The organism is Flavobacterium johnsoniae (genome assembly GCF_001879205.1).
Classification (GTDB): Bacteria; Bacteroidota; Bacteroidia; order Flavobacteriales; family Flavobacteriaceae; genus Flavobacterium; species Flavobacterium johnsoniae_A.
Genome location: NZ_MLFK01000002.1, coordinates 587,692 through 605,159, shown reverse-complemented (window position 1 = coordinate 605,159; position 17,468 = coordinate 587,692). Strand labels below are relative to the sequence as shown.

General features: G+C 35.1%; 13 protein-coding genes. 8 read left to right on the top strand and 5 right to left on the bottom strand.

Translation table 11 applies throughout. The annotated features are described in order from the left end of the window. The 3 genes from BKM63_RS05035 (at position 1) to BKM63_RS05025 (ending at position 6,157) form a co-directional block, all read left to right on the top strand. Positions 1–1,509 carry a cellulase family glycosylhydrolase gene (locus BKM63_RS05035; RefSeq protein ID WP_071635531.1) on the top strand — a complete coding sequence of 503 codons (1,509 nt, stop codon included), beginning with the start codon at positions 1–3 and terminating at the stop codon, positions 1,507–1,509. A 110-nt stretch (positions 1,510–1,619) separates the two neighbouring features. Continuing rightward, a complete protein-coding gene (locus BKM63_RS05030; protein WP_071635530.1) occupies positions 1,620–3,566 on the top strand; it encodes a sialate O-acetylesterase in 1,947 nt (648 codons plus the stop codon). Positions 3,567–3,748: 182 nt separating this feature from the next. After that, positions 3,749–6,157 carry a glycoside hydrolase family 95 protein gene (locus BKM63_RS05025; RefSeq protein WP_071635529.1) on the top strand — a complete coding sequence of 803 codons (2,409 nt, stop codon included), beginning with the start codon at positions 3,749–3,751 and terminating at the stop codon, positions 6,155–6,157. A gap of 172 nt (positions 6,158–6,329) precedes the next feature. On the opposite strand, the gene BKM63_RS05020 is transcribed toward BKM63_RS05025, so the two are convergent. After that, positions 6,330–6,878, bottom strand: coding sequence for a CvpA family protein (locus tag BKM63_RS05020; protein WP_071635528.1), 549 nt, complete (start codon positions 6,876–6,878; stop codon positions 6,330–6,332). Positions 6,879–6,929: 51 nt separating this feature from the next. On the opposite strand from BKM63_RS05020, the gene BKM63_RS05015 reads away from it, so the two are divergent. The 5 genes from BKM63_RS05015 (at position 6,930) to BKM63_RS04995 (ending at position 10,500) form a co-directional block, all read left to right on the top strand. Then, the gene (locus tag BKM63_RS05015; protein WP_071635527.1) at positions 6,930–7,715 is read left to right on the top strand and encodes a hypothetical protein; all 786 of its coding nucleotides are present in this window, start codon (positions 6,930–6,932) and stop codon (positions 7,713–7,715) included. A gap of 181 nt (positions 7,716–7,896) precedes the next feature. Further along, a complete protein-coding gene (locus BKM63_RS05010) occupies positions 7,897–8,253 on the top strand; it encodes a hypothetical protein (protein WP_071635526.1) in 357 nt (118 codons plus the stop codon). A 116-nt stretch (positions 8,254–8,369) separates the two neighbouring features. Next, the gene (locus tag BKM63_RS05005; protein ID WP_242661094.1) at positions 8,370–8,882 is read left to right on the top strand and encodes a hypothetical protein; all 513 of its coding nucleotides are present in this window, start codon (positions 8,370–8,372) and stop codon (positions 8,880–8,882) included. A gap of 113 nt (positions 8,883–8,995) precedes the next feature. After that, complete coding sequence (pheS, locus tag BKM63_RS05000; RefSeq protein WP_071635524.1) at positions 8,996–10,015, top strand: phenylalanine--tRNA ligase subunit alpha; 1,020 nt, start codon at positions 8,996–8,998, stop codon at positions 10,013–10,015. Positions 10,016–10,092: 77 nt separating this feature from the next. Beyond that, on the top strand, positions 10,093–10,500 hold the full coding sequence (locus tag BKM63_RS04995) for a hypothetical protein (protein ID WP_071635523.1): 408 nt from the start codon (positions 10,093–10,095) through the stop codon (positions 10,498–10,500). Positions 10,501–10,681: 181 nt separating this feature from the next. Here the strand turns inward: BKM63_RS04995 and BKM63_RS04990 are convergent, their stop codons facing one another. The 4 genes from BKM63_RS04990 to BKM63_RS04975 are packed head-to-tail and all read right to left on the bottom strand — an operon-like array spanning position 10,682 to position 17,426. Next, positions 10,682–11,821: a cytochrome-c peroxidase gene (locus BKM63_RS04990; protein ID WP_071635522.1), complete on the bottom strand. Its 1,140-nt coding sequence runs from the start codon at positions 11,819–11,821 to the stop codon at positions 10,682–10,684. A gap of 3 nt (positions 11,822–11,824) precedes the next feature. Continuing rightward, the gene (locus tag BKM63_RS04985; RefSeq protein WP_071635521.1) at positions 11,825–13,417 is read right to left on the bottom strand and encodes a DUF6850 family outer membrane beta-barrel protein; all 1,593 of its coding nucleotides are present in this window, start codon (positions 13,415–13,417) and stop codon (positions 11,825–11,827) included. A gap of 11 nt (positions 13,418–13,428) precedes the next feature. Further along, positions 13,429–14,739 (bottom strand): DUF4876 domain-containing protein, encoded by a 1,311-nt coding sequence (locus BKM63_RS04980; RefSeq protein WP_071635520.1) that lies wholly within the window; start codon positions 14,737–14,739, stop codon positions 13,429–13,431. A gap of 11 nt (positions 14,740–14,750) precedes the next feature. Beyond that, positions 14,751–17,426 carry a TonB-dependent receptor gene (locus BKM63_RS04975; protein ID WP_071635519.1) on the bottom strand — a complete coding sequence of 892 codons (2,676 nt, stop codon included), beginning with the start codon at positions 17,424–17,426 and terminating at the stop codon, positions 14,751–14,753. Between the last annotated feature and the right edge of the window lie 42 nt (positions 17,427–17,468).

Sequence of the window (17,468 nt, the reverse complement as noted above, 5' to 3'; positions counted from 1 at the left end):
ATGAAAAAAGCAATAACAAATTACCTGTTGAGTTTCCTGTTGTGTTTTTCTTTTTTAAGTATTTGGGCCTGCAGTTCAGATAAAGAAGAGGAAAAAGCCACAGCAGAAAAGACTCTTACTGTTGATACGAATAAAATTGATTTTACCGCCAAAGGAAATGATGTAAATATAAAAGTTACAACAAATGCCAGAACATGGACAATCAGCAGTGCAAATACCAGCTGGATACAATTAAGTCAGACCTCTGGTGTTACCGGATCTGTTTTGGTTAAGATTACAGCTTTAGAAAATACAGGCAAAGAAGCGAGAACAGCGGTTATTACAATTACTTCTGCGGACACTTCGCCGGTACAAATTTCAGTTTCTCAGGCAGGTGGAGCTCCCGCAGCAGGTTTGTATCCAAATTACAATACAAATCCAATCGCAGCAGATCAATCCGGAATGGCAAGTACAGCTGTACAATTAGCGGCTAAAATAAAATTAGGCTGGAATATTGGCAACACGATGGAAGCAACCGGAGGCGAAACTGCCTGGGGAAATCCAAAAGTTACCAAAGCTTTGATCGATGCTGTAAAAGCAAATGGTTTTAACGCAATCCGCATTCCGTGTTCATGGAATCAGAATTTGTCAAATCCTGCGACAGCACAAATTAGTACTGACTGGCTAAACCGAGTAAAAGAAGTAATTCAGTATTGTGTAGACAATGATATGTATGTTGTAGTGAATATTCACTGGGACGGAGGCTGGCTGGAAAGCAATATTACCGAGGCAAAAAAAGTAGAAAACAATGCCAAACAAAAAGCATTCTGGGAGCAAATTGCAACACATTTACGCGGATTCGACGAACATTTGCTTTTTGCAAGTGCCAATGAACCTGCAGTTGATGAAGCGGCTCAAATGTCTATTTTAACTTCCTATCATCAAACTTTTATCGATGCTGTTCGTTCTACGGGAGGAAAAAATGCTTATCGTACTTTAGTAGTTCAAGGACCAACCACCGATATTGAAAAAACCAATAAATGGATGACTGTTTTACCAACCGATACAGCGGCAAACCGAATGATGGTTGAGGTTCATTATTACACACCATGGAATTTTGCAGGCTTGACCAAAGACGAATCATGGGGAAAAATGTTCTACTATTGGGGATCAGGTTATCATTCCGCAACAGATACAGAACGAAATGCAAACTGGGGGGAAGAAGCTGATTTAGAGAAAAATTTTAAACTGATGAAAACTCAGTTTGTAGACAAAGGAATTCCGGTTCTTTTAGGAGAATTTGGTGCCATTCGAAGAACGACTTTAACCGGAGATGCTTTAACTTTACATTTAGCTTCCAGAGCTTATTATTTAAAAACGGTTGTAAAAACTGCAAAAGCAAATGGATTATTACCTTTTTATTGGGATGAAGGAAGTATGGGAGACAATAGTTTCGGAATTTTTAATAGAAGTAACAATACCGTTTTTGATACGCAGGCATTAACCGCCTTAGTGGAAGGTTTGCAGTAAAAAGGTTTTTAATCTCATAAGTGATATAAGTATATTTAAGTGCAATATGAAAATAATCTTAAATTTACTTATATCACTTATATGGTTTAACTCATTTAACAAATAAGAAAATGAAAAAGTTAATTGTTTTTATTTTATTGATATTTAGTATTTTATCTAATGCAAATATCAAAATGCCGTTGCTTTTTGCTGATGGGATGGTGTTGCAGCGAAACAAGAAAATTCCGGTTTGGGGTTTTGCTGATGCCAATGAGAAAGTAGAAGTTCATTTTAACAAACAAATTGTAAAAACGCAAGCAGATAAAAACGGAAAATGGAACCTAAATCTTAATGAAGAAAAAGCCGGGGGACCATTTGAATTAATTATTATAGGAAAAAATAAAATAACCATAAAAAATGTTTTGGTGGGCGAAGTCTGGATTTGCAGCGGACAATCGAACATGGAATTTCAGGTTTTTAAAACCAAAAATGCAGCCCAGGAAATCACCGATTCAAATTATCCTATGATTCGTCATTTTGGTGTAGCGCAAGATTTAAGCGGACTTCCAAAAGACGATTTAAAAGCTGGGAAATGGGAAGTTTCAAGCAAAGAAACTGTTGGTAATTTTACAGCAGTTGGTTATTATTTCGCTAAAAAATTGTACGCCGAATTAAAAATTCCAATCGGAATCATCAATACATCTTGGGGCGGTACCAATGTAGAAACCTGGACAAGCCGTGAAGCATTTCAAAAAAGTGAAGATTTTAAAACCATGATCGCCGATGTTCCAAGGCTCAACGTTGATTCGATTTCAAAATTGTATGCATTGCAGATGAAAGAAAGAGTCGAAAAAATTCAGGGAACTCCGGTAAGTACAGAAAATGAAAATGTTTTTAAAGATCTCGCTTTTGATGATAAAGCCTGGGGAGAATTAAATACGCCAAGTTTATGGGAAAACCAGCCTCTGGGAGATTTAGACGGTGTAGTCTGGATGCGAAAAACAATTACGCTCTCTGCAGATGACATCAAAAACAAAGCGGTATTGTATCTTTCAAAAATTGACGATGAAGACATTACCTATGTAAACGGCATCGAAGTGGGAAAAAATACACAATACGATCTTAAACGTGTTTATGAAATTCCTTCAAATGTTTTAAAAGAAGGTAAAAATGTAATTGCAATTAGAATCGTAGACAACAGTGGCGGCGGTGGTATCTACGGCGAAGCATCAGATTTAAAACTAGCACTCGGCAGTAAAAATATTCCGCTTGACGGAAAATGGAAATTTAAAGTTATTGTAGTCAAAACCTCTTTGTCGCCAAATAGCTATCCCTCATTATTATACAATGCAATGGTAAATCCGCTGGTTCCTTATGCAATTAAGGGCGTTTTATGGTATCAGGGCGAAGCCAATGTCTGGCGGGCAAAAGAATATAAAAAGTCATTTCCGTTAATGATCAATGATTGGAGAACCCAATTCAAACAAGGCGATTTTCCTTTTTATTTTGTTCAATTGTCAACTTTCGACGAATTTGGCGGTAACAGTCAAAAAGGAAGCCGTTGGGCAGAACTTCGCGAAGCACAACTTGAAACCTTAAAATTGCCAAATACTGGAATGGCTGTTACAACTGATATTGGTAACGCAAAAGACATTCACCCAACCAACAAACAAGATGTTGGATTGCGTTTAGCCGCAATTGCATTGAATAATGTTTACAATAAAAAACAAGTTTACAGCGGGCCAGCTTTTAAATCGCAGGAAATAAAAGGAAACCAAATCATCCTGACCTTCGATAATATTGGCAGCGGACTTTCAACGCCAAATAACGATGAATTAAAAGGCTTTGAGATTGCCGGTTCAGACAAAGTTTTTCATTCCGCGAAAGCGATAATCAAAGACAACAAAATAATAGTTTCGAGCGAAAATGTCAAAAATCCCATTGCGGTACATTACGGCTGGGCAGACGACGATACGGAAATCAATCTTTTCAATAAAGAAAAATTCCCAGCATCACCTTTCAGAACCGATAATTGGGAAATGATTACGGCGAATGAAAAATATAAGGTTAGTAAATAGTAATTAGTGAGAAGTAAAAGGTAATTTGAACGGTTTTCGAAACTTGTTTGAATGAAAAATAAATTAAAAATGTTCCGTTAGGAACAATTCATCGGTCAACGGATGAAATCCGTTGTAAAAAATTAACAATGCAATATTGTTCCTTAGGAACATCTGATCGGTAATATTTAAAACGCAGCAAAATGAATTCAACCCTCATAAAAAAAACATTTTTCATCATACTTCTCACATCTTACTATACAACCATTTCTGCGCAATCCCAACATGTTTTGTGGTACAAACAGCCTGCAGATTTTTTTGAGGAAAGTTTAGTTTTAGGAAACGGAAAAATGGGAGCAACGGTTTTTGGAGGAGCAAATTCAGATAAAATTTATTTGAATGATATTACGCTTTGGTCGGGAGAACCTGTAAACGCTAACATGAATCCCGAAGCATATAAAAACATTCCGGCAATTCGCGAAGCTTTAAAAAATGAAAATTACAAACTGGCCGAAGAACTTAATAAAAAAGTACAAGGAAAAAATTCCGAATCTTATGCACCTCTAGGAACATTAGAAATTAATAATTCTGACAAAGGAAAAGCGGTAAATTACCATCGGGAACTGGATATTTCGAACGCCATATCAAAAGTAAGTTACGAAATAGCCGGAATAAAATACACACGCGAATATTTCGTTTCCGCTCCCGATCAAATCATGGTAATCAAATTGAAAGCGGATTACAAGGGGGCTTTAAATTTTGATATTAATTTAAAAAGTCTTTTAAAATCTAATGCCGAAGTGCGAAACAATATCTTGATAATGACAGGTTCCGCACCAATTCATGAAAATCCCGGATATGCCGTTTTACCAAAATATCTTGATGTAAAAGAAAGAGGAACAAGATTCACCACTTTAGTTCAAATTAAAAAAACCGATGGAAAAATTACAAGTTCGAGAGAGTCTTTAAGTTTAAAAGATGCAACAGAAGCCATTATTTATGTTTCTGTCGCAACCAGTTTTAATGGTTTTGACAAAAATCCTGCAACCGAAGGCTTGGATGACATAACCCTTGCATTGCAAAATATGAGCAAGGCATTTGCAAAACCATTTGATAAATTAAAAGAATCCCATATTGCAGATTATCAAAAATTCTTTAATCGCGTCAATTTAGATTTGGGAAAAACCACAGCACCAGATTTACCAACTGATGAACGTTTACTAAGATATTCGGAAGGAAAAGAAGATAAAAATCTCGAGATTCTCTATTTCAATTACGGACGTTATTTATTGATTAGTTCTTCGAGAACTTTGGGCGTACCGGCCAATTTGCAGGGAATTTGGAATCCGTATTTAAATCCGCCCTGGAGCAGTAATTATACGATGAATATCAATTTGGAGGAAAATTACTGGCTGGCAGAAAACACCAATCTTTCAGAAATGCATCTGCCTCTTTTGAGTTTTATAAAAAACCTTTCGGTAACCGGAAAAATAACCGCGAAGAGTTTTTACGGCGTAAATGAAGGCTGGGCTTCGGCACATAATTCAGATATTTGGGCCATGACCAATCCGGTAGGGCAGTTTGGAAAAGAAGATCCAAGCTGGGCATGCTGGCCGTTATCGGGAGCGTGGCTGAGTACGCATATTTGGGAGCATTATATTTTTACCCAAGATAAAAATTATTTAAAAACAGAAGGATATCCGATAATGAAAGGCGCTTCGCAGTTCTTTTTAGGCTGGCTGGTAACAGACAAAAACGGAAATTTAATTACGTCGCCATCCACTTCACCTGAAAACAAATACATAACACCAGACGGATTTATCGGCGCAACGATGTATGGTGGAACTGCCGATTTGGCCATGATTAGAGAATGTTTTGATAAAACGATTAAAGCCTCAAAAATCCTAAATATTGATGCCAATTTCAGAATAAAATTAGAAACGGCACTTGCTAAACTGCATCCGTATCAAATTGGAAAAAAAGGAAATTTGCAGGAATGGTATTTTGACTGGGAAGATGAAGAACCGAAACATCGCCATCAATCGCAGTTATTCGGGCTTTTTCCAGGCGATCAAATTACGCCTTTAAAAACGCCTGATTTAGCAGAAGCTTCAAAGAAAACGCTCGAAATAAAAGGGGATGAAACAACCGGCTGGTCAAAAGGCTGGAGAATCAATCTTTGGGCAAGACTTTGGGACGGAAACCGGGCTTATAAAATGTTTCGTGAATTACTCCGCTACGTTGATCCTGACGGAAAGAAAACAGAAAAACCAAGAAGAGGAGGAGGGACCTACCCGAATTTATTCGATGCGCACCCGCCATTTCAAATTGATGGAAACTTTGGAGGTGCCGCAGCCGTCGCCGAAATGTTAGTACAGTCAGACGAAAACGAAATCAGATTACTGCCTGCTTTGCCAGATGCCTGGAGCGAAGGTTCAGTAAGTGGCATTTGTGCACGGGGCGGTTTTGAAATTGAAATGAATTGGAATAATAAAAAACCTGAAAGAGTAATAGTTTCTTCTAAAAATGGAGGAAAAACAACTTTGATTTTTGGGAATAAAAGACAAGAAATTGTTTTGAAAAAGGGAGAAAAATTAGAAGTAACGTTCTAAAAGTTATTTTGAAAACGAATGTCATCCTGAGCGTAGTCGAAGGCTTGTTTAAACGTAAAAGGGCTTCGACTAAGCTCAGCCTGACAATAGTTAGTTTAGGATTAAAATAGTAAACCCGACAGTCCCGAAGCCTCGGGATAAAAGCTATCGGGTTTACTCCTCTAAATATTGATTATTTTTTTTCTGAGGTTTCCTCTTTTTCTTCCGATTTATGAGATTGTGTTTCTTTAAATTCCTCGTACCATTTCTCGATTGACGGATAAACAAAAGCAGCTACTTTTTTCACCGGATTATAAAAAATCGATTTGTCTAAAGTTTCTTTTTTGGCAAAAGTATTATTGAAGTTGATTTTCTCGAACAAAGCAATGAAAATGCTTAAAATCAGGATTGTTTTTAAAATTCTGAAGAAACCGCCTCCTAGTTTATTTGCCCAGCCTAAGAAAGCAAAATCGGCAATTCCGGTCAGGATTTTGGCTAAGAAATAAACCCCAATTACAACTAAAATAAAAGTCAGGATAAAAGCCGTAACCTGTATTGTATTTGGATTCCAGGAAACATGTTTGCTGATCATTTCTTTCATTATGGAAGAAAATTTTATGGCAAGATAAATGCCCAATAACAAAGAGATAAAAGAAGCAACTTCTACAAAAAGTCCATTTTTTATGCCTTTGTATAAACTGTAAGACAACAGGACGGCAACGATAATATCAAAAAAACTCATGGTAAGGCTGTGAAAAAAATTATATTTTTATTTTTGTGAAAAAACATCAAAATGAGAAAAAATCTGTTAATCAATATTTTGACTGTTATATTGTTTGCTTCTTGCTCAAACGACAACGGCGACAAAGATAATACAGTTGATCCAAAATCAATTCTGATAAAAAAAATAACTGAAACCATTTATTTTTCGAACGATTCTGAAACCCAGATATTAAATTTTTCATACGAAAATAATGTTTTGAAAAGCGTTACTTCGGGTGCAAACAGATCTGAGTTTTTATATAATGGAGACAAAATCAGTAAGGTAAATTATTTTAAAAATGATGTCGCAAATGGTTTTACAACATTTAATTATGCTGGAGATCTTTTAGAATATACTTTATCAGGAGCAAATCAGGATGAGAGAACGGAGTATGCTTATAAAAATGGAATTCTTGCCTCGCAAAAATCAGGTTATTTAAGTAATTCAAATTTTATAGTTCAGCAAGAATCAGCATATTCTTTTGATCAGAATAAAAATGCAGTGCAAATTACAGACAGAAAATCTTTATTTGGTCCTGAAACAATTTCTAAAAGCAAATATTTTTATGACAATAAAAACAACCCGATGAAATTTATGAATAAATACTACCGACTTGTTTTTGAGGTTGAAGGCTTTGACGGTATATCTAATAATAATGTTACTTCGAGAGAATACTATTATCCTGTTATAACTCAAACTCCAGCCTATTATGATTTTGAAATAACATATAACGCTGATGATTTTCCAATAGAAATAAAAAAGATAGCAAAGGATAATAATTTTGTAATTTCAAAAACGGTCATTGAATATCAATAAACAAGCAGACTTATCTGTACGATTGTTTTTTAAAATCCTATATTTTTTATTTTTGGTATGATTGAAATTTGAACTGTGTATCTTTGCAAATCAAATTTTAGACTTCAGATTGCTATTCTGACCCTTCAGAACTGATTTTTTGCGAGCAATCTAAAATCTATAATCAAAAACCATAAATAAAATGTCTAGAGATACACAACTAAAAGAGCGTTGGGAAGCGCTTGTCGATATACTTTCAAATCAATTTTCGCAAGGTGAAGATTTAGATTTAGATGCCATAATTTACCTAATTGGAGTTCAGGAACTCGGAAAAGTGCATCGCGAATTCAAAAAAGATGAAAAACTAAACTTAATGCACATCGCTATTTGCAGACTGCTGGAGCCTTACGGATTTTACGAGTTTGAATTTTTTGATGATGAAGGCTGGCCGCATTATAAAGTAAAAGAGCAATTACCGCCTTTAAAAGCGGGCGAACAGTCGGTATTAATGAAAGAAGCGATTGTAAATTATTTTTTAGAAAGAAAACTTATTGAGTAGTTTTTTTATTGTTCAGTCGCAGTCTCAGTTTTCAGTTACTGCGTAAACTGAACTGAGACTGAAAACCGCGACTGAAAACCGCGACTGAAAATTTTAAAAAAATGTGCCGATACGCAATGGTTTCATATAAACCTCACTACGCTTGTTTTGATTGTCGGAAGACATTTAAGAGAAGACTGAAAGGGGATATTAAAAAAGGAGAAGAATCAACATACGAAGCAAAATGCCCGGAATGCGGGGGATTGATGGCAAACATGGGACTTGATTTTGAATCGCCTAAAAAAGACGATGTAAAAAAATGGGAACATATTAAAAGCCTATATTCTGTTGGAATTACATTTCATTCCTGCGGGTGCGGCGGGCCGGGCTATATTCCGAATTCGAAAGAAAAACTAGTTGAATATTTTGAACAGCTGAAAGAAGGTTACTTTAAAAATCTTGACTTCTGGAGAAACAGAATTGAGCCTTCAAACAATATCGAAAGAGACAAAGATTGGAATAAAAACTGGGCAAAACTGGGCAGTGTCGCATCAAAACACAGAAAGGAAATTGTTAAAAATCAGGAAGGAATTGATCATTGGCTTGCAAAAGTCAGGGAAATTGAAAATAAAATTGCGCTTATAAAGTAATTGAAAAATTCCTGCGATTCTTTAAATACGGTTGCAAAATTCTTAAAACTGCGACTGTGACTGCACACTTTAAACTAAAAACACTAAATTTGTATCTCAATTATTGAAGGAAAATGATAGACAAGATAAAACAACATATAGAGGAAGCCAAAGCCTTTAATGATAAAAACAAAGAATCTTTAGAACAGTTCCGTATTAAATATTTAGGTAGTAAAGGTTTATTAAAAGAGCTTTTTACTGAGTTTAAAAATATTCCAAATGACCAAAAAAAGGATTTTGGACAAGTTATAAATACTTTAAAAGCGGTTGCTGAAGAGAAAGTAAGAGTTATTCAGGAAGAGCTTGAAAGCAAAGAAGAAAAAAAAGGAGTTTTTGGCGATTTAACCCGTGCTGCAGAACCAGTAATTATTGGTTCTCGTCATCCAATTTCAATTGTTAAAAATCAAATTATAGATATTTTTGCTAATATTGGCTTCAACGTTTCTGAAGGACCGGAAATCGAAGACGACTGGCATAACTTTACAGCATTAAACTTACCGGAATACCATCCGGCACGTGATATGCAGGATACGTTTTTCATCCAGACAAACCCGGATGTGTTACTGCGTACGCATACATCATCTGTTCAGGTGCGTTATATGGAAAATCATAAACCGCCAATTCGTACTATTTCTCCGGGACGTGTTTTTCGTAACGAAGCGATTTCATCTCGTTCTCACTGTATTTTCCACCAAGTTGAGGGATTGTACATTGATAAAGACGTTTCTTTTGCTGATTTAAAACAGACTTTACTTTATTTTACAAAAGAAATGTTCGGGAAATCTAAGATTCGTCTTCGTCCGTCATATTTCCCATTTACAGAACCAAGTGCAGAGATTGATATTTATTGGGGTTTAAAAACCGAAACCGATTACCGTATCACGAAAGGAACAGGCTGGCTGGAAATTGGAGGCTGCGGAATGGTAGATCCAAACGTTTTGAAAAACTGTGATATTAACCCAGATGAATACAATGGTTTTGCCTTTGGAATGGGAGTAGAGCGTATTGCGATGCTTTTATATCAAATTGGCGATATCCGTATGTTCTACGAAAACGATGTTCGTTTCTTAGAGCAGTTCAAAGCAAATATATAATTTAAGTCGAAAGCCAAAAGTCGAAAGTCTCAAAGTTTGGGACTTTCGACTTTTCGACTTTTAAACTTTTGACTCATATGAAAAAAGATATAATAATCCCAGAGGTAGAAAACGTATTTCTGGCAGCAGTTCAGGAATGGAGCGATGACTTTATGGAAAAAGTTTGGTACGCTTATCTGGTAAACGACAGCGATTTTAATCTAGACAGTGTTATGGTGGTTTCAAAAGCTTTTGGAACTATCGACGGCGAAATGAAAAAAACGTCTATTCTGCGTCATGCCTTTGTTGAAGTTCCTGCTGTTTCTGTAGTAAAAATCGAAATGATTGAAAAAAGCCTTTTGGTTTTAAACAACGAATTTATGGTTACTTTCTTCATTGGAAATACTTTATACGACAAGAAATTCATTTTCAAATCAAACCTAATCAGCGAGAACAATACGGAAGAAGTGCCGATTTTGTTTGTTGAAGGTGTGATGGTGAAGTAGTTTTTTTTAGTTTTCAGTCGCAGTGATCAGTCGCAGTGTTGAAATGATGACTTAGAGTATTTTCTATCACAATAAAAAAAGAGTCTGGAAATTTTTTCCAGACTCTTTTTTTATTTCTATTTTACTCTAGCTACTCAAAAACTGCCCCCTGAGACTGAATACTGCGACTGAATACTAAAAATCAAATCGGCATCACAGGCGGCCTCATCTTATAAGCACCCGTTGATAAACTCGAAATAAAATCTTCTAAAGCATCCATTTCTGATTTATTCAACTGTAATTTTTTTATCAGTTTAGAAGTAGTTGGAAACAGGGTATCATTTAGCTGACTTTCTTTTCTTTTGGGTTGTGGCATTCCGGCGTTATACATGTTTAAAACACCGCGTATATTTGGAAATAAGCCGTTGTGCATATAAGGTGCGTTTTGCGCGGCACCGCGTAAAGACTGCGTTTTAAATTCGCCTACGTTTTCGGCTTTTCCGGTAACATTATATCTTCCTAAATCCTGATATTCTCTTCCGTAATAAGTTAATCCGATATTATGGAATTTATTATCTGAAAAATTCGCTGTATTATGGCAGTTGATGCATCTTGCTTTTGTTCGGAAGAGATGCAGACCTTCAACTTGTCTGTTGGTTAATTGAGTAGAATCTCCTTCAATAAATTTATCAAATCTGCTTTTTGGACTTATTAATGTTCTTTCAAAAGTGGCAATTGCTTTTAAAATTTCTTCCTGAGTCAGCTTTTCTTTACCGAAAGCTTTTTTAAAATAAGGTTTGTAGCCTTTAATTTTGTTTAAACGTTTAGTTGCTAAGTCAATGTGGAAGTTCATTTCTTTGGTGTCTTTTATCGGGAAACTTGCCTGATCTTCTAAAGTAGCGGCTCTTCCGTCCCAAAAGAAAATTTTAGAATAAGCAATATTCATTAGACTTGGAGAATTTCTAATTCCCTGAAGTCTTCCTTCTCCATACGAAACCCTTCTGGCATCGCCCCAGTTTAATTCCGGATCATGGCAGTTAGCACACGAAATCTGCCCGGATTTTGACAATCTTGGATCAAAGAATAGTACTTTGCCTAATTCGGCTTTTTCTTCTGTGTATTGATTGTTTTCAGGAAATTCGGGTTTTCCTAAAATTCCGATATCTTCAAATCCCTGAGCATAAACAAGAGAATCGACTTCTGGTTTTGGCCATTTGGTATAATCGCCGCTGCTGTAAAGTCGTTTTAATTCAGTAATCGTAAAATCAGGTTCAATCTTAGAATAAGAAAGGATAACAAGTGAAAATAACATTGCCGTAATGGCAATAAATTTTGGTTTCATTTTTTAATAATTTAATTGTACACCCATTTGAACCCAATAGGTGTTATTGGTATTAATGCTGACAGGATAATCAGTTTGTTTTTTTAGCGCGATTTTTTCTTTTAAATTGGTGAAGAAAACCACTGTTTTATTGTTTTTTACAGGATAGCTGTATTCTAAACGTATGGCTGGAGCAAAATAATTGGTTGTGTTAACAGCGTAATCGTAAATAATCACTTCATCAAAAAAGCGGGCATTTGTGCCGCCCGAAGTGTCATAATAATTAAGCTTAGACGACGACAATGGAAAATACATATTGAAACTTGCAGTGGCATTTAATTTGCTTTTTTTGAAAGCAAAATCTTTGCTGGTGTAAATTCCAGTATTTAATGAGTTTAATTCGATATGAGCTGTCGCTAAAATATCGTGGTATTCGTTTTGCTGGTAAAGTACATTCAAACCAAATAAATAATCAATTTTCGAACCTGTTTTTTTAGAAAATGAGGTTGTCCAGTTTATTTTATTTAATGAATTCGTATAATTGTAACCATTGCTTTGTTTGTCAAAATTACGCGCATCGCTTTGATCGAATTGTAAAGTAGACTGGATTTCTATATTATTCCATTTATGAAAAGCGAATAATTCTGCATGATTAGACTTTGTTTTTATTTTCATTCTTTCGTTTTCAGGCAAATCAAGAGAACTAGTGTAAAAAACATTGTTTGAGTTCTGCGTATAGTATAATACAGTCAATATTGAGTTTTTACCTGTAAAGGTATAACCTAATCCAATTTTGTCTACAATATCCTGATATAAATAGCCAGATTCGGTGTTTTTAAAATAATTCAATATTCTGCCATAACCAGCATTAAAACGTAAATAGGTTTCCGGATACGCTTCGTAGTTTAAGTTGAGGTTATTGTAAGTGTAATCAAAGTCTTTTTGGTTTTCGGCATAACTGCCTAAAATAAAGGCTTTATGATTTTGTAAAATCTGATAACCAATCTGCAATTCTCCTCCCAAATTTCTTTTGATAATTTGTGATCTGGCATCTAAAGTCCGGCTGTATTTTTCGGTACCGTAATTGGCTTTTACAGCAACAGATAAATGATTGGTAATATCTTTAGAAAAACCTCCGCTTAAGACATAAGCCTGATTGTCCCAATTGGCTTTTCTGGGAACATAAAAGTAATGTGGTGCAATAACTTCGTGTTCTTCTGCACGATCATCAGAAAGCACCCATCCTAAGTTTTTTTCCAGTATTTTTTTGATGGACAAATCACCAAAAAACTTCCATTTAGATTTTGTGGTAAAATACCCCTGTGCCGAAAATTGATAGGTATTGATTTCATTAGCAATCTGTTTTCTGGCAAATTCATTTTGCTGATGTTCATAGGAAACTTCAGTAAATGTGAAATCTTTAATGTTTGGAGTGGTGTAAATGATTGGATACCTGAAAATTTGATCTTTAATCTGATCGTCAATAATATGATTTTGCACTTTTATAGTGTCTTGTGCATTTACACTAAAAACGAAAGAAAACAACAAAAGAAGTAATACCCGGTATTTCCAGGTATTACTTTTAATGTTATGTATTTTAATCTTATTGATTTTCATTAAAGAAAATTTTAGTTGAATCCTCTTGGATTTACAGTTACTTCTACGAAATCATTCGTAGAATTGTTAGTGTCCTGAAGAACAATTCTTCCGGCAATTGTAGTTTTGGTTTTTCTCATTACTGATTTTGAAGAGTACGCTCCAGAAGGTAAATAAGTATTTCCTCCATCAATTTGTGAGGCTAATTTTTTAGGAACTAAACCTGATCCTAAATCTTTTGTTGTGTCAACACCGTCAATAAGAACTGAATTAGGGATTTGAAGGAATAAATTTTTGTCTCCTTTAGGATTTTTGTATTTTTTTAAAGCGGTGAATTTGCTGTCATCCATTTTAAAGATAACATACGCTTGTCTTCCATTAGAATCTAATATCATATCGTTGTTACTATTTCCCCAATAAGCGATATCGACATCTGGAACAGCAGGATTTTGAATATCATATTGATACACATCACCAGAATAAGTTCCTAAAAATGATTCAAAATCTGCAGTGCTTAAATCTACAGTTAGTTCAGGACTTACAATACTCACGGCTTTGCCGTTATTGTCAACATAATTAGCTTTATGATTAATAGCATTTTGTGCAATTACAATGCTTTTTCCCGGTTGCACTGGATATTGTGTGCCGTTTCCTGGAATTTTAATAATATTGATTCCGTACACGTAATCTGTATTTGCAGTATTTCCTATTGTCATTCCTTCAGACTTACTCCAGTCAAACTGCCCGTTTGCCAAAGTGTATGCCGCTACTGTTGTGGTTGTAGATCCGGTAAGCTGTGCCATGTATAAACCATCTGCATACTGAACTGTATTAGAGTTATTGTAAATTTCGATAAACTGATCTCTAAAAACAGCACCTTTTTTAGTGTCAGATCCGCCGTAGTAAATTTGTTTGATGACGAAATCACCTACTTTCGAAGTTTTCATTTCAATATCAACGGTAGCAGTCGCTGCATTTACAATAACACTGCTTGCCGCTCCATTAAAATTAATTTCGGCTTCTGTTGGAGTATAGCCAAAAGTCTCTGTGAATTCTGCCGCCGGTATTACTTTTGTAGCCGTAATAGAATAGGAGCCGGGTAAAATTTGTTTAAAAAGAGCAACACCTTTTTCATCCGATTCAACAGTGTATTTGTTTGCTGTTTCTGTATTTACGATAGTTACACTTGCCTTCTTAACAACCTGACTGTTAAATGCGGCATCGTATTTAAGAGAAACGCTAAAGTCTACAGGCTTTAATGCTTCGTTTTCGTTGTCATCATTGCTGCAGGACTGGATGATTAATCCAAAGAGTATTATAAAAATGGAGAGTGTTTTTTTCATAGTTTATAGATTTAAAATTGATAATTAAGTCGGGTTCCAAACGAGAAGTCTGCGATATCGTACAAACTTCTTATATTGTCTTTGTCGTAATAAGGCTTGAGATTTAAAAAATTGGTAGAATAAAATGAAACACTAAATCCGTTTAAGAAATCTTTAGAAAGACGCAGATGAAAATTATGCAGTATATTTTCAAGTTCGGTTTGTGAACCTTTTATAGTTCGAATAATGTGACCGTATTTTTGCAAATCACTACGCTCAGCCTCCGGAATTTCGTGGTAAGTTAATCGAGTGTCCAGATAACCACTTGGATAATCACTTGTAGGAATACGGGAAGTACGCAATATAATATGCTCGCTTCTCAAGGAAAGTAACAAACCTGCTTTCGGAATATGGTAACTAAAATTGAAACTTGCTGTTAAATTTTCATTTGTTGTTGAGGTTGAGGGAAATACGCCATATTCTTCCGCAGATGTTAAACTTGTAGAGGCATAATAATCTATGGATTTACTATAATCTCTAGATCTAACATAAGACGCATTCATACTGATGTCCAGATTTAAAGCTTTGATTTTTTGGAAATTTACTATCGTTTCAATACCTGTATCTTCAGAATTAGTATTGTTTTGAATGCTGTTTGTTAAATAGTAAAGATTCTCTGTGCCAACAATTTCATAAGTTGGAATCTCCGCTCCGTTTGTAATGACGTTTGCTTTTGGGATTTGTTTTGAGACAGGAATCTGCTGGCCGGTAAAACCATTAGTCAGTTTGTTATAATATCCTGTCAGGTTTATATTGGCAAAAGAAAGATCTATATCTATTCCGCCTTCCGTTTTGAATGATTTTGAAGGTTTTAAATTCAAGTTATCGCCCGGAGTAACAACGGTCATAATCCATGCTTTTTGATAAACTCCCGGATAACTGTAAATGCCGCTGCCTAATAATCTGTCTAAGTAACGGTCTCCAGTATATAATTGATTAAGCGAAGGAGCTTTGGAAGATAATCCCAATCCGCCTCGAACTCTAAAGGTTTTGTTTATAGAATAAGAGGAATTAATACGCGGCTGTAAGGATATATTTCCGGACTGGTTTTCATATCGAATTCCGTAATCAATATTCAGGATTTTATCTTCTTCAAATTTTTTATAAACCCTGTCTTCCAGATAAGCAGAAAATTGAGTTTCAGTTCTGGTTCTGTTAAAATCATAATCTCTATAGCCAAGTTTGCTGTCGCCTCCTTCAGCAAGAACATAATAATTTATTAAGCCGGTTGCATTGCTTTTTCTTCCTTCTCCCTTGTTTGAACTTGATCTTCCTGATAATCCAAATGAAAAGCTGTGCACCCAATTTGTTTTATTGGTAATTGTTTTCGTAAAATCGAGGTTAACAAAAGTTGAGATCGGAATACCTTCTACCGTGCTTATACTGGTATATTGCGATGGAAGAACAAAAGCCTCATGAATTCCTTCTTCTTTAGAATCAGTTGCTGCAGTTAAGGATCGGTTTATCCATCTCTCTCTTCTTGAAAACTGCCTGTCATAAGAGAAACCAATATTTGCATTTATACCATCCAGCCATATATTAGAAGGTTTCCACATTAAATTGTTAGAGATAGAAAACCCTTGTTTTTCATTTTTAACCACATCGGCAGCAATATTATCCGGATCATGTTTTGCATCATCAAGGTTTGATCTTAAAGATAAATTCAGCGTGTTTTTTATTTTAGAAAGTTTATCTGTAGTTTTCCAGGCGATACTTCCGCTTAAGCGTTGATAATTCAATAAATTATCTCTGGGATCTGCTTTCGAATCTAAAAAGTTGAGCCCAAAATTCATTGAGTTTCTTGCATTTAATTCAACACCTTTGGTTAAATTCAATTCGCTTGTAGCATCTCTTATGGAAGCAGAAACTCTATACGGACTGTTTCCCACTTTAGTTGTAATCAAAACAAGTCCCGAAGTCAGGTCTCCATATTTTGCAGAAGGGATTCCCTGAATAACCTTAATTTCTTCAATAGTATTTGTTGAAATTTCCCTGAGATCAATACCTTTATTTGGATTTGTAAAAGTATTTTTTTGACCAAGACCATAATCACTAAAAGCTAAAGTAGGGACATTTGGATTTAAAGCCTGCATGTTTTCATTGTTGGAAACAGGAATATCATTTATCATAAATGAGGTTCCAAAAGCCTTACTGTTTTTAGAATTCCCATCAGATGCCGTACGAAAAACAATGTTTTTAAACTGGTTTAAATTAAAATCTGCCGTGGTCTGCCCAGGAAGCTGTTGTAAAACATCATCGAGTGAAAATGCCTGAACGTTGTTGATCGCATTTGTACCCAGTGTTAATTCGGAATATTTTCGTTGTTTTTCAGCGGTAACGACTACTTCTTTTAAATGCAGGGTATTGTCTTCTAAATAAACCGTAATAAAGTTTTGGTCGTTTTTTAAAGCTTGATTTACATCTTTTTTTCCCAGAACAGAAAAATTTAATTCAATATCCTGATAATAAGCAATTTTGATTTTAAAATTCCCTTCCTTGTCAGAAATTGTCCAATTGTCTGTCTTCGTGTCGCGAATTAAAACTCCTGTTAAAAAAGCTGAAGATTCTTTATCTATGACTTTACCTGTAATTACTCTCTGAGAAAAAACAGTACTCGAAATAAAAAGAAAAAACAAGATAGAACGCATTGTGTTTAATTAGAATCAATAAAAATAATAATGCAAATCTAT